At 68.8% G+C, this 20,035-nt stretch carries 12 protein-coding genes and 1 pseudogene; 10 read left to right on the top strand and 3 right to left on the bottom strand.

What is annotated here, in order from left to right:
- The first annotated feature begins 813 nt into the window (after positions 1-813).
- The gene (locus tag ACTMTJ_RS17420) at positions 814-2,214 is read left to right on the top strand and encodes a CHAP domain-containing protein (protein WP_441217713.1); all 1,401 of its coding nucleotides are present in this window, start codon (positions 814-816) and stop codon (positions 2,212-2,214) included.
- Between the two features lie 203 nt (positions 2,215-2,417).
- Here ACTMTJ_RS17420 and ACTMTJ_RS17415 read toward each other — a convergent pair whose 3' ends face one another.
- Both ACTMTJ_RS17415 and ACTMTJ_RS17410 read right to left on the bottom strand, forming a co-directional pair.
- Positions 2,418-2,669 (bottom strand): hypothetical protein, encoded by a 252-nt coding sequence (locus ACTMTJ_RS17415; protein ID WP_441217711.1) that lies wholly within the window; start codon positions 2,667-2,669, stop codon positions 2,418-2,420.
- Between the two features lie 432 nt (positions 2,670-3,101).
- Positions 3,102-4,046, bottom strand: a complete 945-nt coding sequence (locus tag ACTMTJ_RS17410) for a phosphotransferase family protein (protein ID WP_441217709.1) — start codon at positions 4,044-4,046, stop codon at positions 3,102-3,104.
- A 258-nt stretch (positions 4,047-4,304) separates the two neighbouring features.
- Between ACTMTJ_RS17410 and istA the strand changes: the two are divergent.
- The 7 genes and pseudogenes from istA (at position 4,305) to ACTMTJ_RS17375 (ending at position 12,468) form a co-directional block, all read left to right on the top strand.
- Positions 4,305-5,864 (top strand): annotated as a pseudogene (gene istA / locus ACTMTJ_RS17405) (IS21 family transposase).
- Positions 5,861-6,739, top strand: coding sequence for an IS21-like element helper ATPase IstB (gene istB / locus ACTMTJ_RS17400; protein ID WP_441217707.1), 879 nt, complete (start codon positions 5,861-5,863; stop codon positions 6,737-6,739). The pseudogene istA and the gene istB overlap by 4 nt, the downstream one beginning before the upstream one ends.
- Before the next feature lie 140 nt (positions 6,740-6,879).
- Positions 6,880-7,503, top strand: a complete 624-nt coding sequence (locus tag ACTMTJ_RS17395; protein WP_441217705.1) for a TetR/AcrR family transcriptional regulator — start codon at positions 6,880-6,882, stop codon at positions 7,501-7,503.
- Entirely contained in the window at positions 7,500-9,149 is a 1,650-nt protein-coding gene (locus ACTMTJ_RS17390; protein ID WP_441217703.1) for a carboxylesterase/lipase family protein, read from the top strand. Before ACTMTJ_RS17395 ends, ACTMTJ_RS17390 begins: the two co-directional genes overlap by 4 nt.
- 305 nt (positions 9,150-9,454) lie before the next feature.
- Complete coding sequence (locus ACTMTJ_RS17385; RefSeq protein ID WP_441217701.1) at positions 9,455-10,594, top strand: alpha/beta hydrolase family protein; 1,140 nt, start codon at positions 9,455-9,457, stop codon at positions 10,592-10,594.
- A gap of 202 nt (positions 10,595-10,796) precedes the next feature.
- On the top strand, positions 10,797-11,408 hold the full coding sequence (locus tag ACTMTJ_RS17380) for a dihydrofolate reductase family protein (RefSeq protein ID WP_441217699.1): 612 nt from the start codon (positions 10,797-10,799) through the stop codon (positions 11,406-11,408).
- Positions 11,409-11,466: 58 nt separating this feature from the next.
- Positions 11,467-12,468: an SAM-dependent methyltransferase gene (locus ACTMTJ_RS17375; protein ID WP_441217697.1), complete on the top strand. Its 1,002-nt coding sequence runs from the start codon at positions 11,467-11,469 to the stop codon at positions 12,466-12,468.
- Between the two features lie 101 nt (positions 12,469-12,569).
- On the opposite strand, the gene ACTMTJ_RS17370 is transcribed toward ACTMTJ_RS17375, so the two are convergent.
- Positions 12,570-14,804: a helix-turn-helix transcriptional regulator gene (locus ACTMTJ_RS17370; RefSeq protein ID WP_441217695.1), complete on the bottom strand. Its 2,235-nt coding sequence runs from the start codon at positions 14,802-14,804 to the stop codon at positions 12,570-12,572.
- Between the two features lie 74 nt (positions 14,805-14,878).
- Here ACTMTJ_RS17370 and ACTMTJ_RS17365 point away from each other — a divergent pair, with 74 nt between their 5' ends.
- Complete coding sequence (locus tag ACTMTJ_RS17365; protein WP_441217693.1) at positions 14,879-15,304, top strand: hypothetical protein; 426 nt, start codon at positions 14,879-14,881, stop codon at positions 15,302-15,304.
- A 203-nt stretch (positions 15,305-15,507) separates the two neighbouring features.
- Entirely contained in the window at positions 15,508-20,025 is a 4,518-nt protein-coding gene (locus tag ACTMTJ_RS17360) for a CHAT domain-containing protein (protein ID WP_441217691.1), read from the top strand.
- Positions 20,026-20,035 lie beyond the last annotated feature (10 nt).

The following is a 20,035-nucleotide window of genomic DNA, read 5'->3' as shown; positions in this document are numbered from 1 at the left end:
GGCGGCGATGGCTCTGGCCAGTGTGGACTTGCCCGAGCCGGAGTTACCGACAACCGAGATACGCATCATGACCGGTCAAGGGTAGCGACGGGTGCGGCCGTGGGGCGACGGTCGCCGCCCAACCAGCAACCGTGGAGGGAGCGACGCAGCGGCATGGGCTCCAGATGTCCACCCTGGCCGTGTCGACTCCGCGACCGCAACGTCCTGAAATGCCGATGATAGTGCGTTGATGCTGCGCAGCCGCTTCGGTCGTTGGCTGTCTATGTGGATTCCTCTGACGTCAAGGGAAGCGACATATAGCCTGATCTTCGATGTCCGTCGACCCATGATGCGCCTGCTCAACGCGGTCGCCCAAGAACTCGTTGTCCAGGTTCCAAGATGGTTGACGCCTCCGAGGCAGATAACCCCCATTTAGGGCAATCTCTCGCTATCCTTCGCGCGTTTGGCTCGTGTCGTAGATCTATCATTTGGACAGCCGAATGGTCTGGTGAGTGCCTGGGCCGTCGCGACGGAAGTCCTCCACCGAACGGAGGGGCCGATCTTCCTCATCCGGCGCTTACGGTAAGTCGCTGTGGGATACGCCAGTATCGAGATGTAGATCAACTGCCGGCGATGATCTGCGATCTATGGGCGGCGCTTCTGTGCGACGAGGGCCCGATGTGAGGCCTGCCAAGGTGTGGAGGAAGCCTGACAAGAGGAGCTTGCAACCGACTCGTATCTGCATCGACAGACTGAAGGGGTCTCATGAAGAAGTCGACGAGACGATACCGGGCGGCGTTTAGGTCGCTAGTCTCAACCCTTTTCGCGATAGCAATGATCATCGGTGTTGGTACGCCGGCGCAAGCCTTGGGCGACAACTACCCCTGGCCCAATGCCAACATGGACGCGTTGTCGCCGCTGCGTTTCGCCTACCGTAACTGCACCGACTACGCCGCATGGACCATCAACACCCAGATGGGTGGCTCGATCGGCGACTACCGGTTCCAGTGGGCCAACATCCAATACAACGGTAGCGGACACGCTCGCGAGTGGCGTATGGGTGCAATCAGCCGCGGCATCCCGGTCAACGGAAACCCCCAACGCGGCGCAGTCGCATGGTGGGGGTCGGCGTACGGCGGCGACTACGGCCACGTCGCCATCGTGGCCGACGTGCGCAACGGCGGCAACACCATCGACGTGCACGAGTACAACGCCAACTGGAATGGCAGGTTTGGTGTACGCACCCTTCAACGGGGCACGAGTGCGTGGCCACAGGACTTCCTGCACATCGCAGACATCAACGACCCGCCAGCGCAGCACCGCACCGACGTCAACGGCGACGGCCGGGGCGACCTGACCCTCATCGCCACCGGCCTAAACGGACCTACCGGTTCGGGCCGCCTGGAAGCGCACGCGCTCAACGGCGCTACCGGCTACAGCTCATGGCTTGGCAACTGGGCCACAGCAGCCGGATACCTGGGAAGCGCTACCGACCGCGTGCTTATGGGGGACGTGAACGGCGACAGCCGCGCCGACCTGGTCCTCGTGGCAACCGGCCAGTCCGGCCCTACCGGCTCGGGCAAACTCGAGGCGCACGTCCTTGACGGCGCCACTGGGTACAGCACCTGGATGCATCATTGGGCCACAGCCGCCGGATACCTGAACCCTTCCGACGACCTCGTGATGGGCGACGTGAACGGCGACAATCGGGCCGATCTGGTGATCGTGGGCACGGGTCGTCTGAGCCCGACCGGCTCCGGCCGTCTGGAGGCACACGTACTCAACGCGGCTACCGGTTACGGCACGTGGCTCGGCAACTGGGCGACTGCGGCCGGTTACATCAGCGCTAACGACCGCCTCACTATGGGCGATGTAAATGGCGACAACCGTGCAGACTTGGTGATCGTGGCCACCGGCTTGGCGGGGCCTACCGGCTCCGGCCGTTTGGAAGCCCACGTGCTCAACGGCGGGACGAGCTTTGGCTCTTGGCTCGGCAACTGGGCGACAGCCGCCGGCTACCTAGGCACCTCAAGCGATCTCGTGGTGATGGGTGATGTCGATGGTGACAGCCGCGCAGACCTCACCATCGTTGGCACCGGACAAGCCGGACCGACCGGCTCGGGTCGGCTTGAAGCGCACGTGCTTAACGGTGCGACAGCCTTCGGCACTTGGACGTCCCACTGGGCCACGGCCGCCGGGTACCTCGGCGTTGGTGACCGGCTCGTGATGAGCTGAAAGGTGGCAGCCTGGGCGGCAGGACTTTGCGCGACCGCACATCGCTCCAGCCGCTCAGGCTCCGCTCGCGTGTCAACCGGCCACCACGCCGACCATTGGACCCAGATCGTCGGCGGCGTGGGTTGGTTGATCCGCCACCGGCTGCTGGCGGTACTTACCGCACGTGCAATTTGGTCATCAGCGCCCTGGTCGAGATCCTGGTCCTACTTGTCCTCGATGTGTTCAAGGTGCCGGTCGCCGACTACGGGCCTGGTCGCTGTCGTGGCATCAGTGCGCTCCATCGCCGGCGGCCTGACCGCCCGCCGCGTCGGTACTGGTTGGGCGACCTTGCCGCGCTGCGCTGGATACTGGCAGGCCAGGCCGGAGCATTGCTGGTCCTCACACTCGCCCACCACGGTTGTGTCCGGCAGTGCCGCGCTGGCGGTCTTCGCCGCCGGCAGCGCCATCTGGAACATGCTTGCCAACATCTACCAACAACGAGCTGCCCCGGACGAACGGCGCGGCCGGACAGCAGCACCAACCGTGTCGTCGCACTGGCCGCCGCCCCGGTCGGTGCCGTACTGGGCGGCATGGTCGCTGCCCGGTTCGGCGTTTCCGCCGTCGCCGCCAGCGACGCAGTCCTGCTATCGCTGCTCGCGGCATTGAGTTGGCGACTACTACGGACCAAACCACCGACGGACACCACAATGGACACCACCTGAGGATGCCCTTGAACAGCAGGCCTCAAAGCCCGTTCGAGCACCAGAACGTCCGCAAACGCTGCGCCTGGTTATCTCCGCGTCTCCGGACACCGTTTGAACGTCGCTTTGGACACCGCTTGATCGTCGGCGGACTTCGTGTCGGCGAGTTTCGACACCACGGTGCCGCGAGGTTGTCGGAACTCGCGGTTACCCGAGGCGCCGTAGCGCTGTCTCGATAGCGACCTCGACCCGGGCAGTCATGCCGGGCACATCGACAGGACGGCGCCCCGCGACCTGACCACGGATCCACTTCGGCCCGCTGTCTTCATAGTGCAGCAGGGCATACAGGTCCCACCACGGATCGAGGGTCACCCCGGCGATCGACTCGTAGAGCGACCGGAGCTGCTCCGCACACTCGGGTGAGTAGAGCGCCGCCAGGTATCGCCGGCAATGCCCGACGTCGATCGCACGCGACCCTCGGTGGATGGAGTTCCAGTCGGTCAGCCCGGTAATCCTGCCCCGCGACCAGAGCAGGTTGACCGGTAGGAGATCGCAGTGCAGAAAGACGGCCGTGTCCTTCGGCGGCGGCCCCGCCATGGCACCGAATGCCGCCTTCCATACAGCCGGCTTCTTTGCGTCAGCCGGTATCCGAAACCCGTCCCGGGGAGCGATCCAGGAATCCGTCCACGGCCTGAAGATCTTCGCGGGGAGATCGAGGGAATGCAGCAATACGGCAAGCTCTGCGATCCTTGTCATCCATGACCGAGGTTGCGCCGGATCGAGGTCAACATGCCCCGGCAATCGGGTCATCAGCAATGCTGGCGCGCCCCCGGTCGAAGCGCCGGTGACATCAGTGGCCAGGGTGCTCGGAACCGGGAGCCCGCTTCCTGCCACTACACCAAGGTTGGCGATCTCCGTCTCCAGAGCCTCCTCCAGGCCGAGGCCGCCCGGATACTGCCGCAGTACGACGAATCTTCGCGTTCCATGTCGTTCGACCGTCAGCCGATGCACGGCGGAGGAGACGCCACCGGTCAATCGTCGATAGCCGACGATGCGGCTACCTCGACCCATCGACGCCGCAACCCAGGCGAGAGTTCCCGCGGAGGGCCGACGCTGCCGGAACCCGCTGTCTCTCCAGTCGCCGTCGGTCATGCGCGCGAGCCTATGTGTCAGGAGCCTGCGGCGAAATGAGTTTTCTACGACCATCATCTGAGCGGCTCTGACGTGGGGTTTGTCCGTCAGTTCCGACACCACCGGGGGTGGACGCTCGATCGGATGGATTCGATGTCCGCGAGTTTCGACACCACGCTGCGTGGTGGGAGCGTCGGCTGACCCGAGACGGAGGCCGGCTGATGCCGCGGATGTCGAAGATTGAGTTGTTCGCGGCGATCCGCCGCGATCTCGGCGGGGATGTCGGGACGGACGATCGAGGAGAAATACCGGGTCGGGCGGCGGACGGTCAGCGCGGCCGCGGTGTTGGCGTTGCCGCCGCCGCGCAAGGCGATGCCGTCGCGGGGGTCGAAGCTCGATCCCTTCAAGCCGGCGATCGATGAGATTCTGCGAGCTGATCTCGACGCGCCCCGCAAGCAGCGGCATACGGTGAGACGGATTTATCACCGGCTGCTCGACGAACACGGCATGGCTGACATCTGTTACCAGGTCGTGCGGACATATGTCGCCGACCGCAAGCCGAAGATCAGGGCAGAGTCAGGTCGCGGTCCGATCAAGGTGTTCTTCCCGCAGACTCACCGGCCGGGCGCTGAGGCGGAGGTCGATTTCGGCGAGGTCGCTATCAGTCTGCGCGGTGAATTAGTGACCTGCATGTTGTTCTCGTTCCGAATGTCGTTCTCCGGCAAGGCAATCCACCGGGTATTCGCGTCCGGCGGGCAGGAAGCGTTCTTCGAGGGTCACGTCCATGCTCTGAAGAGGCTTGGCGGGGTGCCGACCGGCAAGGTCGCTACGACAATCTGCGCTCGGCGGTCGCCAAGGTGCTGGGATTCTCCCGGCAGCGCATCGAGACCCAGCGCTGGACCGCGTTCCGTTCGCACTACGGCCTGGATGTCTTTTACTGCCAGCCAGGCATCGAAGGGGCACACGAGAAGGGCGGTGTCGAGGGCCAGATCGGCTGGTTCCGCCGCAACCACCTTGTCCCAGTCCCGCGCGTGGACTCATTTGATCAGCTCAACGCCATGATCGACCAGTGGGACGATCAGGACAACGCTCGGCGCATCGGCACCCGGGACCGGATCGTCGGCGAGGACTTCGCGGTCGAGCAGCCGCTGTTGGCGCGGCTGCCGGACGACGACTTCGAGACCGGCATCTGGCTGACGCCTCGCGTCGACCGTTACAGCCAGGTCACCGTCCGCACGAACCGCTACTCCGTGCCGGCGCGTCTGGTCGGCCGCCCGGTCCAGGTCCAGTCACACGCCTCCCACCTGGTCATTTACGAGGGCCGGGAACAGGTCGCCTGGCATGAACGGCTGATGGCCAAAGGCGGCTCGCGGCTCGATCTCGACCACTATCTAGAAGGCCTGATCCGCATGCCCGGGGTGCTGCCGGGCGCCGCCGCCCTGGAGCAGGCCCGCGCGGCAGGCAGGTTCACCCCGGTCCACGACGCCTGGTGGGCCGCGGCCCGCAAGGCTCACGGCGACGCCGCCGGAACCCGAGCGTTGATCGAGGTCCTCCTGCTGCACCGGCACATGCTCCACGAACACGTTGTCGCCGGGCCTGGCCACCGCCGTCCGCGTGGGAGCGCTGACCGCAGACGCCGTCGCACTGGAGGCCCGCAAGTTCGCCGAAACCGACGACCGTCCGTCCCCGCCATCGCCTGATCCGCGGACATTACCGGCCAACGTGATCTCTCTGACCGAGCGGCGGCTCGCTCAACTGCCTGCCGATACTCGGCCGTTGCCCACGGTCACCGCCTACGACCAGCTCCTGCGACGCCGAGCGGAAGGAACCGGATCATGACCAGCCGTCACCGAGGATTGACCGAGCAAGCCGCCGACGCCGCGGTGGACTCCGCCTGCCGACTGCTGCGCCTGCCCACCATCCGATCCCAGTTCACCGACCTCGCCGAAGCCGCCGCCCGCGACCAGATGACCTACCGCGGCTTCCTCGCCGAACTGCTCATGGCCGAGTGCGACGACCGAGCCCGCCGCCGCTCTGAACGCCGCATCAAAGCTGCCGCCTTCCCGCGCGACAAGGCCTTGCGAACGTTTGACTTCGCCGCCAACCCGAACGTCGACCCCGCCGTGGTCCACACCCTCGCAAAATGCGACTGGGTCAAGAAAGGGCTGCCACTCTGCCTGATCGGTGACTCCGGCACCGGGAAGTCGCACCTGCTCATCGCTTTGGGCACCGAGGCAGCGATGGCCGGCCACCGCGTCCGCTACGTCCTGGCTACCAAACTCGTCAACGAGCTCGTCGAAGCCGCCGACGAGAAGATGCTGGCCAAGACGATCGCCCGCTACGGGCGCGTCGATCTTCTATGTATTGATGAGCTCGGCTGTATGGAACTTGATCGGCGCGGCGCTGAGCTGCTCTTCCAAGTTTTGACCGAACGCGAGGAAAAGGCCTCCGTCGCCATCGCGTCCAACGAAGCCTTTTCCGGCTGGACCAAAACCTTCACCGATCCGCGGCTCTGCGCCGCAATCGTGGACCGGCTCACCTTCGGCGGCAACATCATCGAGACCGGCACCGACTCTACCGGCTCGCCCAGACCCACGCCCGCACCGACAAGACCATCCACACGCCGGCCTGAACCCCGGTCGAAACTCCCGGAGATTGATCATCGGGCGAGTCGATCAATGGAGTCAAAACTCACTAGCCGCTGGTGTCGATAGTCGCGGGCAGAGCCACTGCGCCCGCCACCTGTACCGAATCGTTCAGTCGGCAGCGGACGCCGCTACAGCCACGTCAGCCAGGCACACGCACATGCCGAGGAGAGTGCGTCGCCCTTACCTGGGTGTGTTATGTTTTACTCGTGCAGGTAAAGCGACAGACGTTCACGAACGAGGCGCGAAGGGCGCACATCGTCGAGCACACCATCGCGACGATCGCGGAGCTGGGGTTCGGTGGGGCGTCGTTCGTCCAGATCGCGAAGCGGGCGGGGCTGAGCAGCACGCGGCTGATCTCGTACCACTTCGCGGGCAGGGACGAGCTGATGGACGAGGTGGCGCGCCGGGTGCTGGCTGAGTTCGCCGCGTTCGTGCTCCCGCGGGTTGATGCGCAGACCACGGCCACCGGCCAGCTACGCGCGTTCCTGGAGGCCAATGTGGACTTCATGGCTGAGCATCGGGCGTATCTGCGGGCTCTGGCCGAGATTCTCGGCAACGCGCGGGCCGGCGGCGCCTCCACTCTCGCGTCGAGCATTGCCGCGTCGGACTTGACTGCGATGGAGGAGTTGCTCCTGCAAGGCCAGCGTGACGGCGAGTTCCGCCGCTTCGACACCCGGGTGATGGCGGTAGCGGTGATGGCACTGCGCAACGCCGTCATCGGCCAGCTCGCCGCCGATCCAGAGCTGGACCTGGAGCCATACCGGCGCGAGCTGGTGACGATCGTCGAGCTGGCCACCGGAATCGAACCCACTCGGAAAGGACGAGGATGAGTGCGACGACCTGGAAACGCCGCCTGCCGGTCATAACGCTGGTTGGCGTCCTCGTGACCCCAGCTACCACCGCGATGGCCGGCACGCATCCGGAGAGGACACCGATGAACGGCCACCCCATCGTGCAAACCGATGCCGGTCCCGTGCGCGGCTCCGTCGGCGCGCAGCATCGTGTATTCCAGGGAATCCCGTACGCTGCCCCGCCCGCGGGAAACCTGCGCTGGCGGGCGCCGCAGCCGGTCACACCGTGGACACAGCCGAGGGACGCCACCAAACCGGGCAGCCCCTGCCCGCAGTTGCCGTCGTCGTACGTGGACGTGACCAGCGTCGAGGAGGACTGCCTGTCGCTGAACGTCATCGCTCCGCGAGACGCGCGCCGCGGCGCCCGCAAGCCGGTCATGGTGTGGATCCACGGCGATGGCGTGGTCGGGGCCGGACATTTCTTCAACGCCGACCGGTTGACCGCCGACGGTGACGTCATCGCGGTCACCATCAACTACCGGCTGGGCGTCTTCGGCGGCTTCGGCCTTCCCGGATTGGACGGCGCGGGCACGTTCGGTATGCAGGACCAGCAGGCGGCGCTGCGCTGGGTCCGACGCAACATCGACGCGTTCGGCGGCGACCCGCGCAACGTCACGCTGTTCGGCGTGTCGTACGGCGGCCTGGCCACCACCGCCCACCTCGTGGCACCGGGTTCGAAGGGCCTGTTCGACCGCGCCATCATCGAAAGCGGCTTCGGCCTGATGGATCTGCCCGCCGAGGCCATGTATCCGGGCCTGGGCGCCCAGCCGTGGTTCGGCTGGCGCCCGGAAACGGAAGTCACCGAGGCCGGTGCCTGGGTTGCTGGCGAACTCGGCTGCGAGGCGACCGATTCCGCCGCCGCGCTGGACTGCCTACGCGCGCTCCCGGTCGAGACGATCCTGGCCTTCCCGCAGGTGATGAACATCTTCCAGCCGTTCGCGTACGGCGGACACACGCTGCCGCAGCTGCCCGCGCAGGCGCTGCGCGAGGGCCACTTCCATCGGGTACCGGTGATCTCCGGTGCGACCCGCGACGAGCACCGCACGTTCGTCGGACTGTTCCGGGTGCTCGCCGGTAATCCGGTCACCGCGCAGCAGTATCCGCAGCTGCTGACGGCCGCGTTCGGCGCGGACAAGGTCGACGCGATCATGCGGCGCTACCCGCTCACGAACACCGAGTCGCCGAGTATCACCTGGGCCAGCGTGCTCACCGACCGGATGTGGGCCCGCTCGACGTTCGAGCAGCACCGGGCGTTGGCCAGCCGAGTGCCCACCTACGCGTACGAATTCGCGGACCGCGACGCGCCCGTGTACCTGCCGTTCCCAGACGACTTCCCGGCCGGCGCCTACCACGCGGGCGACACACCATACGTGTTCCGCGACAAGCAGTTCACCGAAACCGCCACCGCACAGCAGATCCAGCTATCCGACCGGATGATCCGCTACTGGACGAACTTCGCACGTACCGGCAACCCAAACAGCGCCGACCTCAACCAGTGGCCACGGTTCCATCCCACCGCAGGCGTACCACACGTCCAGTCCCTCGCACCGGACCGTATCGGCCCGGTCGACTACGCCACCACACACCAGCTCGACTTCTGGGCCGCCCTGACGACCTCCGGATAACCACCGTTGCGCTGTCCGACCGGGTGTCATGACCGGGAGGGAGTCGCGGTCCGGCGTGGCAGCTCGTTGTTGTAGCGCGGGTGTTGGTCTTCGCGTCGCTGGGCCCCCGATCAAACATGCGGGCAAGACGAGGTTCCGCCTTTCGACATACGTACAGCGGCGCTGTTGTCATTTGGGGCGCACACTGAGGCGTGACCGCATTTGACCTGCCAGGCGAGGTCCTCCGGCCGCCACCGGCTGGTTCTGATCCACGGCACCGCGGTCGGCGCCGATGGAAAGTTGCCGCGCTGGTCGGGCTTACCGCTGTGGCGCTGTTCGGGCTGGCGGCCGAACCCATCAGCACCCCATCGGTGGGCCACGCCGTCAACCGGACGGGCGCGGTGCAGCTCACCCTGCCAGACCCGACCGGCCCACACCCCATCGGTACGACCTCCCTGCATCTGATCGATGCGGCCCGAGACGAACCATGGGCCACCGACCGGCCGGCCAGAGAGCTGATGGTGCAGCTGTGGTACCCGGCCGAGCCCGCGACCGGCCAGCCCTACGCGTCATGGGTGTCGCCCGTGCAGGCCAAGATGGTCCTGACCTTGAACCGGGCGGGCACGGTACGGCTACCCACCACCCACGCGTACCCTGCCGCCGCGGTGCTGCCCGGATCCGGGCCCCGACCGGTGGTCCTCTACTCGCATGGTGATGGCATGGACCGCGGCTCCAATACCGCCGTGGTGGAAGACTTGGCCAGTCATGGCTACGTGGTGCTGACCATCGACCACACCTACGATGCCAGCACCGTGGAATTTCCCGACGGACGAGTCGCGCTGCGCAGATCCAAGTCGTTTACAGGGACCGATGAACGGGCCGTCGCCGTCCGCCTGGCCGACACTTTGTTCGCGCTGGATCAGCTGCACGCGTTGAACCGTGGACACAACATCGACGCGGAGCAGCGGTCGTTGCCGCCCGGTCTGCGCGGCGCCTTTGACCTGTCCCATGTCGGTATGTTCGGCCACTCCTTGGGCGGCGCCACGACCGCCGCTGCGATGCACGCTGACCCACGCGTCAAAGCCGGCATCAATCTCGACGGTGGACTGCACGGGCCGGTCACCACTGCCGGCCTGGACCAGCCGTACCTGTTGATCAACGCCGAAGGCCGCGAACGTGAACTGTGGGCGGGACTGTGGCCCCGCCTGCGCGGCTGGCACCTTGAGCTGCACGTAGCGGCAACAGCGCACATGTCCTTCACCGACCTACAGCCATTACTGCGCCAGACTTCAGGCTTGTTACCGGCGGGGCTCCCCGAACAGATCGGCACCATCGACGGACCACGCTCGGTCCTGCTCCAACGCACCTACGTTCGCGCCTTCTTCGACCTGCACCTCCTCGGGCACGCAAGCCCGCTGCTCACCGGGCCCTCTCCGGCCTGGCCAGAAGTAGGATTCACACGGTAGCCGACCACAGCCCGACCTTGATGGCCGTATGAGACCCGGCCGCGATACACCGACGCCGGGCGAGTAGCCGGTGGAAGCCGTCGGCCAGGAAGGGTGCATGTGGTCGGCGGTGACGCCGTTGTTGTCGGCCCCGCACGTTACCTTCGGGCCTATGTCGACAGGTGCATCGAGTTTCGCGTCTCGGCCGTATGTCGTGGCGCACGTGGCTGTGTCGATCGAGGGCGCTACCGATGGATTTGAGCCGGATCTCGGCCAGTTCTACCGGCTTGCCGCGACCTGGTCGGAGAATGTCACGCTGGTGGGGTCCGACACGATCCTCGCCCAGGAGCGGTTGCTTGCCGCAGCCGCTGGACCCGGGCCGGCGGTCAGCGGACCGCTGTTGGCCGTCGTGGATGGGCAGGGCCGGGTCCGCGAATGGGAGGCGCTGCGCAATGCCGGGCATTGGTCGGACGTGCTCGCCTTGCACGCTGAAGCGACGCCACCGCGTCCGGCCGGTAGGACAATACGCGAGGTCGTCGTTGGTGCTGACCGGGTTGACTTGGCGGCAGCACTGGACGTCTTCGCCGCGCAAGGCATCCAGGTGGTTCGGGTGGACAGCGGGGGCTCACTGATCGGCGCCCTGCTCGACGGTGGTCTTCTTGACGAAGTGAGCCTGCTGATCCACCCTCTGCTGGCCGGTGCTGGGGGCACTCGCCGTTGGCACGGAGCCGCAGCACCGCCTGCCGGTGACGCCGACCTGATCGCACACGAGACCGTCGGCGACGGCCTTGTCTGGTTGCGCTACCGGCTGTCCGGACGGTCAGCCGCAACGTAGCGACCAGGCACGCTCATGCCGCGATCCGGGCGGAGCGGACCGCAGATCATGTCGGTGCGTGGAGGAAGGTGGGGTGCCCGTGTTGTCATGTACGCGGGCGACGGACCCGGTCGATGCGGCCCGGGTGCACCGGGCGGACACCATGGACAATGCCTGGCGGCTATGCTCGACGCGGCCAACGCCACCCCGTAGGAGGGCTGTGATGTCCACTCCACCAGCGGCGTCCGACGCGGACCCGGTTGAAGCCGGCTTTCCCAATACTGCCCGGATCTGGAATTACCAGCTCGGCGGCAAGGACAACTTCGCCATCGATCGGGAGGCGTCCGACGCGGCCGGCGGCATGATGGCCGGGATGGGCGTGCCGACCGGTGAGGACGCGGCCCGCCAGGGCCGTCACCTGCTCCAACGGATGGTGGACTACTTGCTCAGCCAGGGTGTCCGCCAGTTCCTGGACCTCGGCTCGGGCCTGCCCAACATGGCCAACACTCACCAGATCGTCGCACGCGCGGACCCGCAGGGGCGAGTGGTCTATGTCGACCGCGACCAGATGGTGTCCACGCACGCGGCGGCGCTGCTTGCCGGCCCCGGCGTGGTCACGCTGAGCGCGGATCTGCGCGAGCCGGAGCAGGTGCTCGGTAACGAGCAGGTCCGCAGGCTGATCGACTTTGACGAGCCGGTCGCGATCATGTTCATCTGCGTGCTGCATTGCCTGTGGGACAAGGAGGATCCATGGGCGATCGTGCGGGAGTTCCGTGACGCGGTGGGGCCCGGCAGCTACCTGGCGCTGAGCCACCTGACCAACGAGTCTGATCCGGTTGCCGCGCAGCGCCTCTTCCAACTGACCCAGGATCTGCACTGGGATGCGCCGCTGGTGCCCCGTAGCAGGGCCGACATCGCCCGGATGTTCGACGGGTTCACCATGGTCGAGCCTGGGCTCGTCGGGCCGAACGACTGGCGGCCCGAGCTGCACAACCCGTTGCCCAAGTCGCCCGAGCTGCCCACCAACCTGCCGGGCGGCATTTGGCATTACTGCGGCGTCGGCGTCAAAGACCAGCCCTGACACCCAGGGGCAGCGAGACTTGCACCCGCGACCGACGTCCTATATGGACCTTGCTCGAACCATTGAGCTACTGCCCCTGAGGCTCGACGGCGCGAAGTTCTCTAGCTCTCGGGGGCGGCGGCCCAGCTCGCGATCTGGGTACGCGAGTGGAAGCCCAGCTTGTTCAGGATGTTGCGCACGTGGCTCTCGACCGTGCGCTCGGAGATGAACAGCCGCGCACCGATGTCCTTGTTGCTCAGGCCTTCGGCCAGCAGCCCGGCGACGTCCTTCTCGCGCTGTGTCAACGGACCGTTCGGGCTCGGGGCGGCTACCTCGCGCATCGCCAGCCGCAGCGCGTCGGCACGGCTCATCCGCAGGCCGTCGCGCAGCGCCGACTCGAAGCGCGCCGGTCCGAGAGCCGCCCGCGCCGATTCGGTCGCCGACGACAGCGCGGGCGCCATTCCACTGTTGACGATCACACCCACCTCGACACGCAGCCCCTCCATGGCCCCGAGCAGCTGGGCCGCACGCTGTGGGTCGCGAACCGACGCTGCGCACGCGCCGAGGCCGCCGAGCAGGTAACACTGCGCGACCCGGTCGTCTATCCGGCGGGCGATCGGCAGCGCCTCGACGAACCGACGCTCCGCCTCGTCGGCGTCACCGGAGCGCAGTGCCGCGAAGCCCTGGTTTACCAGCATCATCGTGAGGCTGTACAGATCGCCCGCCCGGCGACTGAGCCGTGCGCCGTCGGCGGCCGCGGCACAGGCGGTCTCGAGATCACCGTCTCCGAGTGCGTTGAGGGTCCGCGCCTGGTGCACCATCAGCGTGGCACCGACGTCGTCCCGCTCGGCGGACAGGGCTACCGCTTCGTCGAGCAGCCGTTCGGCGGACGGACGGTCGCCTGCCATGTTCGCCGCGATCGCCGCCATCGCGAGCAGCTGGCACAGGACGTCCGGCTGCCCGGCCCCGCGAGCGGCGAGCACGCCACGCTCCAACACCGGCACGGCGACGACCGGGTCGCTTTGCAGCACGGCCAGGAAGCCCCGGGCGAAGTAAGTCCACGGCGCCGCCGCCGCGGGAGCCAATTCGTCGAGCCATCGGACGCCCTCGGTCGTGGCGCGGGTGACCCAGTACCAGATCAGGCTGGTGGCCAGAGCGACGCCGCGCACGTCGTCGGACAACGCCCGCAGCAAAGCCCGGACGTTGTCGATTTCCGGCTCGATCCACGTCAGCCACTCCACCAGCCGGTACCGGCCCTCGGCACCGAATCGTGCGCATCGTTGCAGGTAGTGGTCCGCCCAGCGCTGTTCGAGGCCATCCGGGGAACGCGTCGAGCTGGCGTACTCGCGCATGGTCTCGTGCAGGCGGTAGACGGCCGTGCCCGCAGCGGGCTCTCGCTGTAGCAGCGACTTGTCAACCAGCGAGGACACCAGTTCGACGCTCTGCGCCGCCGGCACCTCACCGAAGCAGCACACCGCCTCGACGTCGTCGAGCGTGAACCGGCCGGCGAACACCGACAGCCGGGACAACAGCGTCTGTTCGGCCGAAGTCAGCTGGTCGTAGCTCCACTCGAGGGTGGCGCGCAGCGTCTCGTGGCGCGGCAGGGCCGCCCTGGTGCCGCGGGCGAGCAGCGCGAACCGGTCGTGCAGCCGGTCGAGGATCTGTGCGGGGGCGAGCGCCCGGGTGCGGACCGCCGCCAGCTCGATCGCCAGGGGCAACCCGTCGAGGCGCCGGCACAGTTCCACCACGGCCGCCCGGTTGGCGTCGGTGAGCTCGAAGTCGCCCGACGCCGCCGCCGCGCGCTCGACGAAGAGCCGAACCGCTTCGTTCTCGCGCAGACGCTCCAGCGGATCGTCGGCCGGGAGCGACAACGGCGGCACCGGCAGCACGTGTTCCCCGGCAGCCCGCAGCGGCGCCTGGCTGGTGGCGATCACCCGAACCGCCGGCGCTGCCCGGAGCACCTCGCCGATCAGCTTGGCCGCGGCGTCGAGCAGATGCTCGCAGTTGTCGACGACGAGCAGCAGCTCGGCGTCGCGGAGGTGCCGGAGCAGCAGTTCACGCGGCTCGGAGGCGGCCTGGTCGCGCAGGTCGAGGGCCGCCATCGCCGTGTGGGTCACCAGCGCCGGATCGCGCAGCTTACCGAGTTCGACCAGCCACGCGCCGTCCCGGAACCCGCGGGCGAGATCGGTGGCGAGACGGACCGCGAGGCGTGTCTTGCCCACGCCACCGGGCCCGACCAAGCTCACCAGACGCCCGTCGGCCAGCTTCTTCCTCGCCTCGGCCAGCTCACGGCGGCGACCGACGAAACTCGTGGCCTCGGCGGGGAGGTTGCCCGGTCGTCGCCTGCGGGTGGCCACAGCACGACGGTACTCAGTACCGGCTCCGTACTTCCACTGATGAGCGTCGACCACGTCCTTTTTACCGTTGACCCATGACCACCACTACCCTGGTGAAAGATGCCGACGTGTCATTGCCGCGCATATACGCACTGCGCTTCGGATACTCCCTGCTCGCGATCGGCCTCGCGATTGAGACGTGGCCGATCGTCCTGCACCACGACTCGTCCTGGAGAGGGACGGAGAGCATCGTCTACTGCATACTGGCGGCGTTATCGCTCCTGTCATTCGTCGGCCTGCGCCACCCCGTGACGATGCTCCCGCTGCTCGTGTTCGAGTCAGCCTGGAAGCTGATCTGGCTCAGCGCGGTGGCCCTGCCCACCTGGCTCTCCGGTCGGATGGACGACGAGACGTGGGGCTACACGACCTCGTGCCTTCTCGTCGTCATCTTCCTGGTGGTAGTGCCGTGGCCGTACGTCTACCGGCAGTACGTCCTCACCCCTGGCGAGCGGTGGCGCTGAGGTCGTCCGCCGCCGGCCGCGTGAGTAGCGCGAAATTAGATGCTCGGCGACCTGTCGACCATCGTGGGTAGTGGAATCCAACGCCATCTGACGTACGGGGGCTTTGACGTCTGTCGGATAGCCGGTCGCCACCGGACGGCGCGCTTCCTAAGGTATGGGTGGCCCGCGTCGGACGGGTGCGATGCACGTGTTGGGGGTGCGGGATGGTCGGCGGGCAAGATCCGCTCGCTGCCGTCGAGGCTCGGCTGGAGCACGCTTCCGAGCACGGCCTTGACGAGCTGCTCAGTGCTGAGGCCATGGCCGACGCGGAGGCGCTCGCCGCACTCGACGACGGCGACGATGTCAACGTGGCCTACCTGCTCGGCTGGTTTCACTGGCTGCGGTGCGAGGCCCGGGTCGAGGGTTTCCCGGAGGCTGACCTGCTGACCGCGATCCGATACCTGCGGCGGGTGTACGAGGTCGACCCCGACGCGGTGCCGGAGCGCCTGCTGGCGGCGATGGCCGACGACGACGGCGACGGCGACGAGGAGCAAGAGCGGGAGTTCGAGCCGGCGAAGGCGGCCGCGCTGGAGGCGGAGCGCCATTTCGACGCCTATCTGGACGGTGGCGGCATCGGGCGGCTGCGCCAGGCGGTGGACGCGCAGCGGGTGGCCGTGGCGCGGACGCCGGAGGGTGCCGAGATGCACCAGGCCCGCCTCTCCAACCTCGGCGCGATGCTCGGCTCGCTGGCCCGCGAGACCGGGGACGCGGCGGCGCTTGACGAGGCGGTCGAGGCGGGCCAGGCGGCGCTCGCGGTCACGTCGGCCCGGTCCGGCGACCGCGCGTCCGTCCTCGTCAACCTCGCCGTCACCGTCGCCACGTTCTACGAGCGGACTCGCGATCTCGACCACCTCACCCACGCGGTCGAGCTGTGGCGGTCGGCGGGCGTCGCCGCTGGTGACGACGAACGGGTCCGCCAACGGGCACGGTCGGGTCTGGCGGAGTCGCTGCTGGAGCTCTTCGACCGCACCCACTCCGACGACGCCGCGGTCGGGCTGGCCCGGCTCGCGCGGGAGGCCCACGGCACCGACCCGGATCCCGATCCGGAGGCCGCCGCCCAGCTGGCCGAGCAGGCGGAGTACATCCGCGGCATCGGTGAACGCACCGGCCGGGTGGAGGCACTGCGCGAGACGGCCGCGATGATGCGCACCGCGCTGGCGCTGCTACCGCCCGGTGACGGGCGCACCGCGGAGTTCCGGTCCCGACTGGACGCGGACACCGAGGCGCTCACCGCGCCTACCTCCGCCGGTGGCGACCCGCTGTCCCCGCATACCCGCGGCCAGGTCGACGAGCTGCGCGCGCGGCTGCTGCGGGCCACGCCCGACGACCCTGGGTACGGCGGCCACCTCGCCGACTTCAGCCACGTGGTCGCCCAGGCGTACGAGCGGACCGGCCAGGCCGAGTTGCTCGACGAGGCGGTACGAGTGGCCGAAGAGGCGGAGACGCACACGCCGGCCGGTGCCGACTTCACGCACGTCGTGCAGAACGCGCTCGCCGTCCGCCGGATCACCCGCTTCCGGCAGACCGGCGACACCGCCGACCTCGACGGCGCCCTCGACGCCAGCAACCAAGCCGTCGCGGCGGTCGGCGAGAGCCACCCGGAGTACGAGCCGATGCGGCGCAACCGCGCGATGTTCGGCCTGACCACCAGCGAGGTATCCGGCGTCGCGGACCTGTTCCGGCGAGAGCCGTTCTTCAGCGACCCGGACCGGTTGATCGGAGTGGCCGGCTCGCTGTATCTGCGGGCCGAGGCCATCGGCGACGCGGACGCCGCCGCACGAGGGATGCGATACGCCGAACGGGCGATGGACCTCGCCAGCGACGACACCGAGCGGGCCGAGGCGGCCAGCCTCCTGTCGATCCTCGTCCCGTTGCACAACACGATCACCGGGAGCAACGCCGACCTGGACACCGCGGTCCGGGCCGGCGAGACGGCGGTCGCGGCGCGACCGGCCGGCGACCCCGACCGGATCACCGCCCTGTCCAACCTGGCCAGTGCGCTGCGCCTCCGCGCCCACGGCGAGGCCAACGGCGACCTGCGGCGGGCGGCCGATCTGCTGCGCGAGGCGCTCGACCTGGCCCGGGCCGAGGGCGACTCGACGGTCACCGGGCAGATTCTGCTCAACTACATCGCCTGCCTGGACGAGCTTGCCGGCGGCACCGAGTCGGCGGCCTACCTGGTCGACTCGATCGGCACGCTCCGGGAAGCGCTAGGCGCGACCCCGCCGACGGGGCGGCTCTTCGTCGAGCTACACATCGCGATCGCCGTCCTCTGCGGCGAGCTCGCCGCGTCCACCTTGGCCGCCGACGACCTGGACAACGCGACCGAGACGGCCCGCCGTGCGGTGGAGATCGTCGTGGCGTCGCCGCCGATCCGGCAGTCCACGGTCGGGCGGATCGCGCACCTGGCTCGGCTCCGGTTCGAGCTCTACGCCAACCCGGTCGACCTCCGCACCGCCGAGACCGGGCTGCGCCACCTCATCGCCATCGCGGGCCCGGGTGACGACCTCGGCGCGTACCAATGGGACCTCGGGGTCGTGCTGCGTCTGCGCCGCGACGCTGGGGACACCGACGCCGACCTCGACGAGGCGGTCCAGCTGCTGCGCGAGTCGGTGGCCGCCAGTCCGGACGAGTGGACCGCCCGCCGCCTGCGCCGCCCATCGCTGGCCAACGCGCTGGCCGCCCGCTTCAAAGACGCGGAGGACGACGCCGACCTGGATGAGGCGGTCACCCACCTCACCGCCGCCACCGACGAGTCCAACGTGGACGAATGGGATGCGCCAGCCCTCCAGGGCCTACACCTCTACAACTACGCGGCTTTGCTGGCCGAGCGCTACCAGCGGCGGCACGACGCCGGCGACCTCGACGCGGCCATCGACGCCGGGCGGCGGGCAGCCGCGCTCGTCCCGCCGGACGAGGGGGTGCGGGCGCAGATGCTGTGCAACCTCGCGGTCGCGCTGCACACCCGTTACACGGCGACCGGCCGGTACGCGGACCCGGCGGACTGGGCGGCGGCGGTGGCCGCGTGGCGGGAGGCATGGGAGACGCCGTCCGCGCCCATCGGCGCGCTGATCCGGACCGCCCGCGGGTGGGGTCTGGCCACGCTGTCCATCGAGGGCGCCGAGCCAGCCGTGGATATCCTCGCCGGCGCGGTCGACCTCTTCCCGGCCCTCGCCTGGCGAGGGCTCGACCAGCGTGACCGCCTCGCCCGGCTGGACGCCGAGGCCGGCGCGCTCGCCCGGGACGCGGTCGCCGCGGCGACCGAGGCGGGCCGCCCGGACCGCGCCGTCGAGCTGGCCGAGGCCGGCCGCGGGGTGGTATGGGCGCAGGTCCGCGAGGCCCGCGCCAACCTGGACGGGCTGCGCGCCGTCAGCCCCGAGCTGGCGGACGAGCTCGTCGGATACACGGCCACGCTCACCACAGCCGCCACGCCCACCGGCTGGGACGAAGGCGGCGGCGGCGACCGCACGCTCAACCTCCGCGCGTATGCGGCCCGCCGCCTCGACGCGCTGCTCGATCGGATCCGTGCGCTGCCACCGAGCGAAGCACTGCCCCATCCGGAACGGTTCCTGCGCGCGCCGACGTTCGCGGAGCTGCTACCAGCTACCGCCGACGAGACGGTGGTGGTCGTCAACGTCAGCCGGCTGCGCTGCGACGCGGTCGCGGTCCGGTGCGACGGGCCGCTCGTCGTGCCGCTGCCTGAGCTCAGCCCGGACGGGGCGATCGAGCAGGCCGAGCGGCTGCTCAACGCGGTCGCGGCGGCCACGGACGGGGCGGCCGGCAACACCGAGCGGCTGATCCTGGAGTCGGTGCTCGGCGAGATCATGGCGTGGCTGTGGACGGCGGTGGCCGAGCCAGTGCTCGCCGCGCTCGGTGCCACCGGCTCACCCGAGGACGGCCGGCCCTGGCCGAGGATCTGGTGGTGCCCGACCGGCCCGCTGTCGGTGCTGCCGCTTCACGCCGCCGGGCTGCACGCGGCGCGGGACGGGCGGACGGTGCTCGACCGGGCGGTCTCCTCCTACGCCCTGGCGCCGTCCGGGCCGGCGACCGGGCGGCGGGCGCCGCGGCTGGCCCGCCGGAAACAGGAAATGCTCGTCTTCGCCGCCGCGCGCACGCCTGGCCTGCCGCCGCTGCCATGGGCGGCGCAGGAGGCCGCGCTGCTGGAGCGGCTGTTCGGGACCGATCGGGTCACCGTCCTGATCGACGAGTCAGCGACCCGGGCCGGCCTCACCGCGGCGCTCGGCGCGCACCCGTGGCTGCACGTCTCCTGCCACGGCCGGCAGGACCTGCTCGACCCGTCGGCCGCCGGGCTGTACGGGTACGACTGGCGTGAGGCCGGCACCGTCGACATCGACGACCTGGTGGGTGCGGGGGCCGGCGAGTTCGCGTTCCTGTCCGCGTGCCGCACGTCCGCGGTGGGCACGCGCAGCCTCGACGAGTCGGTCACGCTCGCTGCCGCGCTGCACCACGGTGGCTGGCGGCACGTGGTCGGCGCGCTCTGGGACATCTCGGCCGCCGCCGCGCTGGAGGTGGCCGAGGGCTTGTACCCGGTGCTCGTCAGCGGCGAGGCGCCGGACGCCACGGGAGCGGCGGCCGCGCTCCACGCTACGGTACAGCGGATGCGGGACGCGGCCCCGGAGCGGCCGAGTCGGTGGGCTCCGTTCGTACACATCGGACCGTGAAAGGACAGCC

Origin of the sequence: Phytohabitans sp. LJ34, from assembly GCF_052068095.1 — a bacterium.
Taxonomy (GTDB): domain Bacteria; phylum Actinomycetota; class Actinomycetes; order Mycobacteriales; family Micromonosporaceae; genus Phytohabitans.
The sequence above is the reverse complement of the archived record's forward strand: the minus strand, read 5'-3'. Positions and strand labels throughout refer to the sequence as shown.

Excerpts from the sequence above, each read along its gene's own strand:
- ACTMTJ_RS17420 (WP_441217713.1), top strand. The coding sequence starts at position 814 with ATGATCATCGGTGTTGGTACGCCGGCGCAAGCCTTGGGCGACAACTAC.
- ACTMTJ_RS17415 (WP_441217711.1), bottom strand. The coding sequence starts at position 2,669 with ATGTTCCAGATGGCGCTGCCGGCGGCGAAGACCGCCAGCGCGGCACTG.
- ACTMTJ_RS17410 (WP_441217709.1), bottom strand. The coding sequence starts at position 4,046 with ATGACCGACGGCGACTGGAGAGACAGCGGGTTCCGGCAGCGTCGGCCC.
- istB (WP_441217707.1), top strand. The coding sequence starts at position 5,861 with ATGACCAGCCGTCACCGAGGATTGACCGAGCAAGCCGCCGACGCCGCG.
- ACTMTJ_RS17390 (WP_441217703.1), top strand. The coding sequence starts at position 7,500 with ATGAGTGCGACGACCTGGAAACGCCGCCTGCCGGTCATAACGCTGGTT.
- ACTMTJ_RS17365 (WP_441217693.1), top strand. The coding sequence starts at position 14,879 with ATGACCACCACTACCCTGGTGAAAGATGCCGACGTGTCATTGCCGCGC.
- ACTMTJ_RS17360 (WP_441217691.1), top strand. The coding sequence starts at position 15,508 with ATGGTCGGCGGGCAAGATCCGCTCGCTGCCGTCGAGGCTCGGCTGGAG.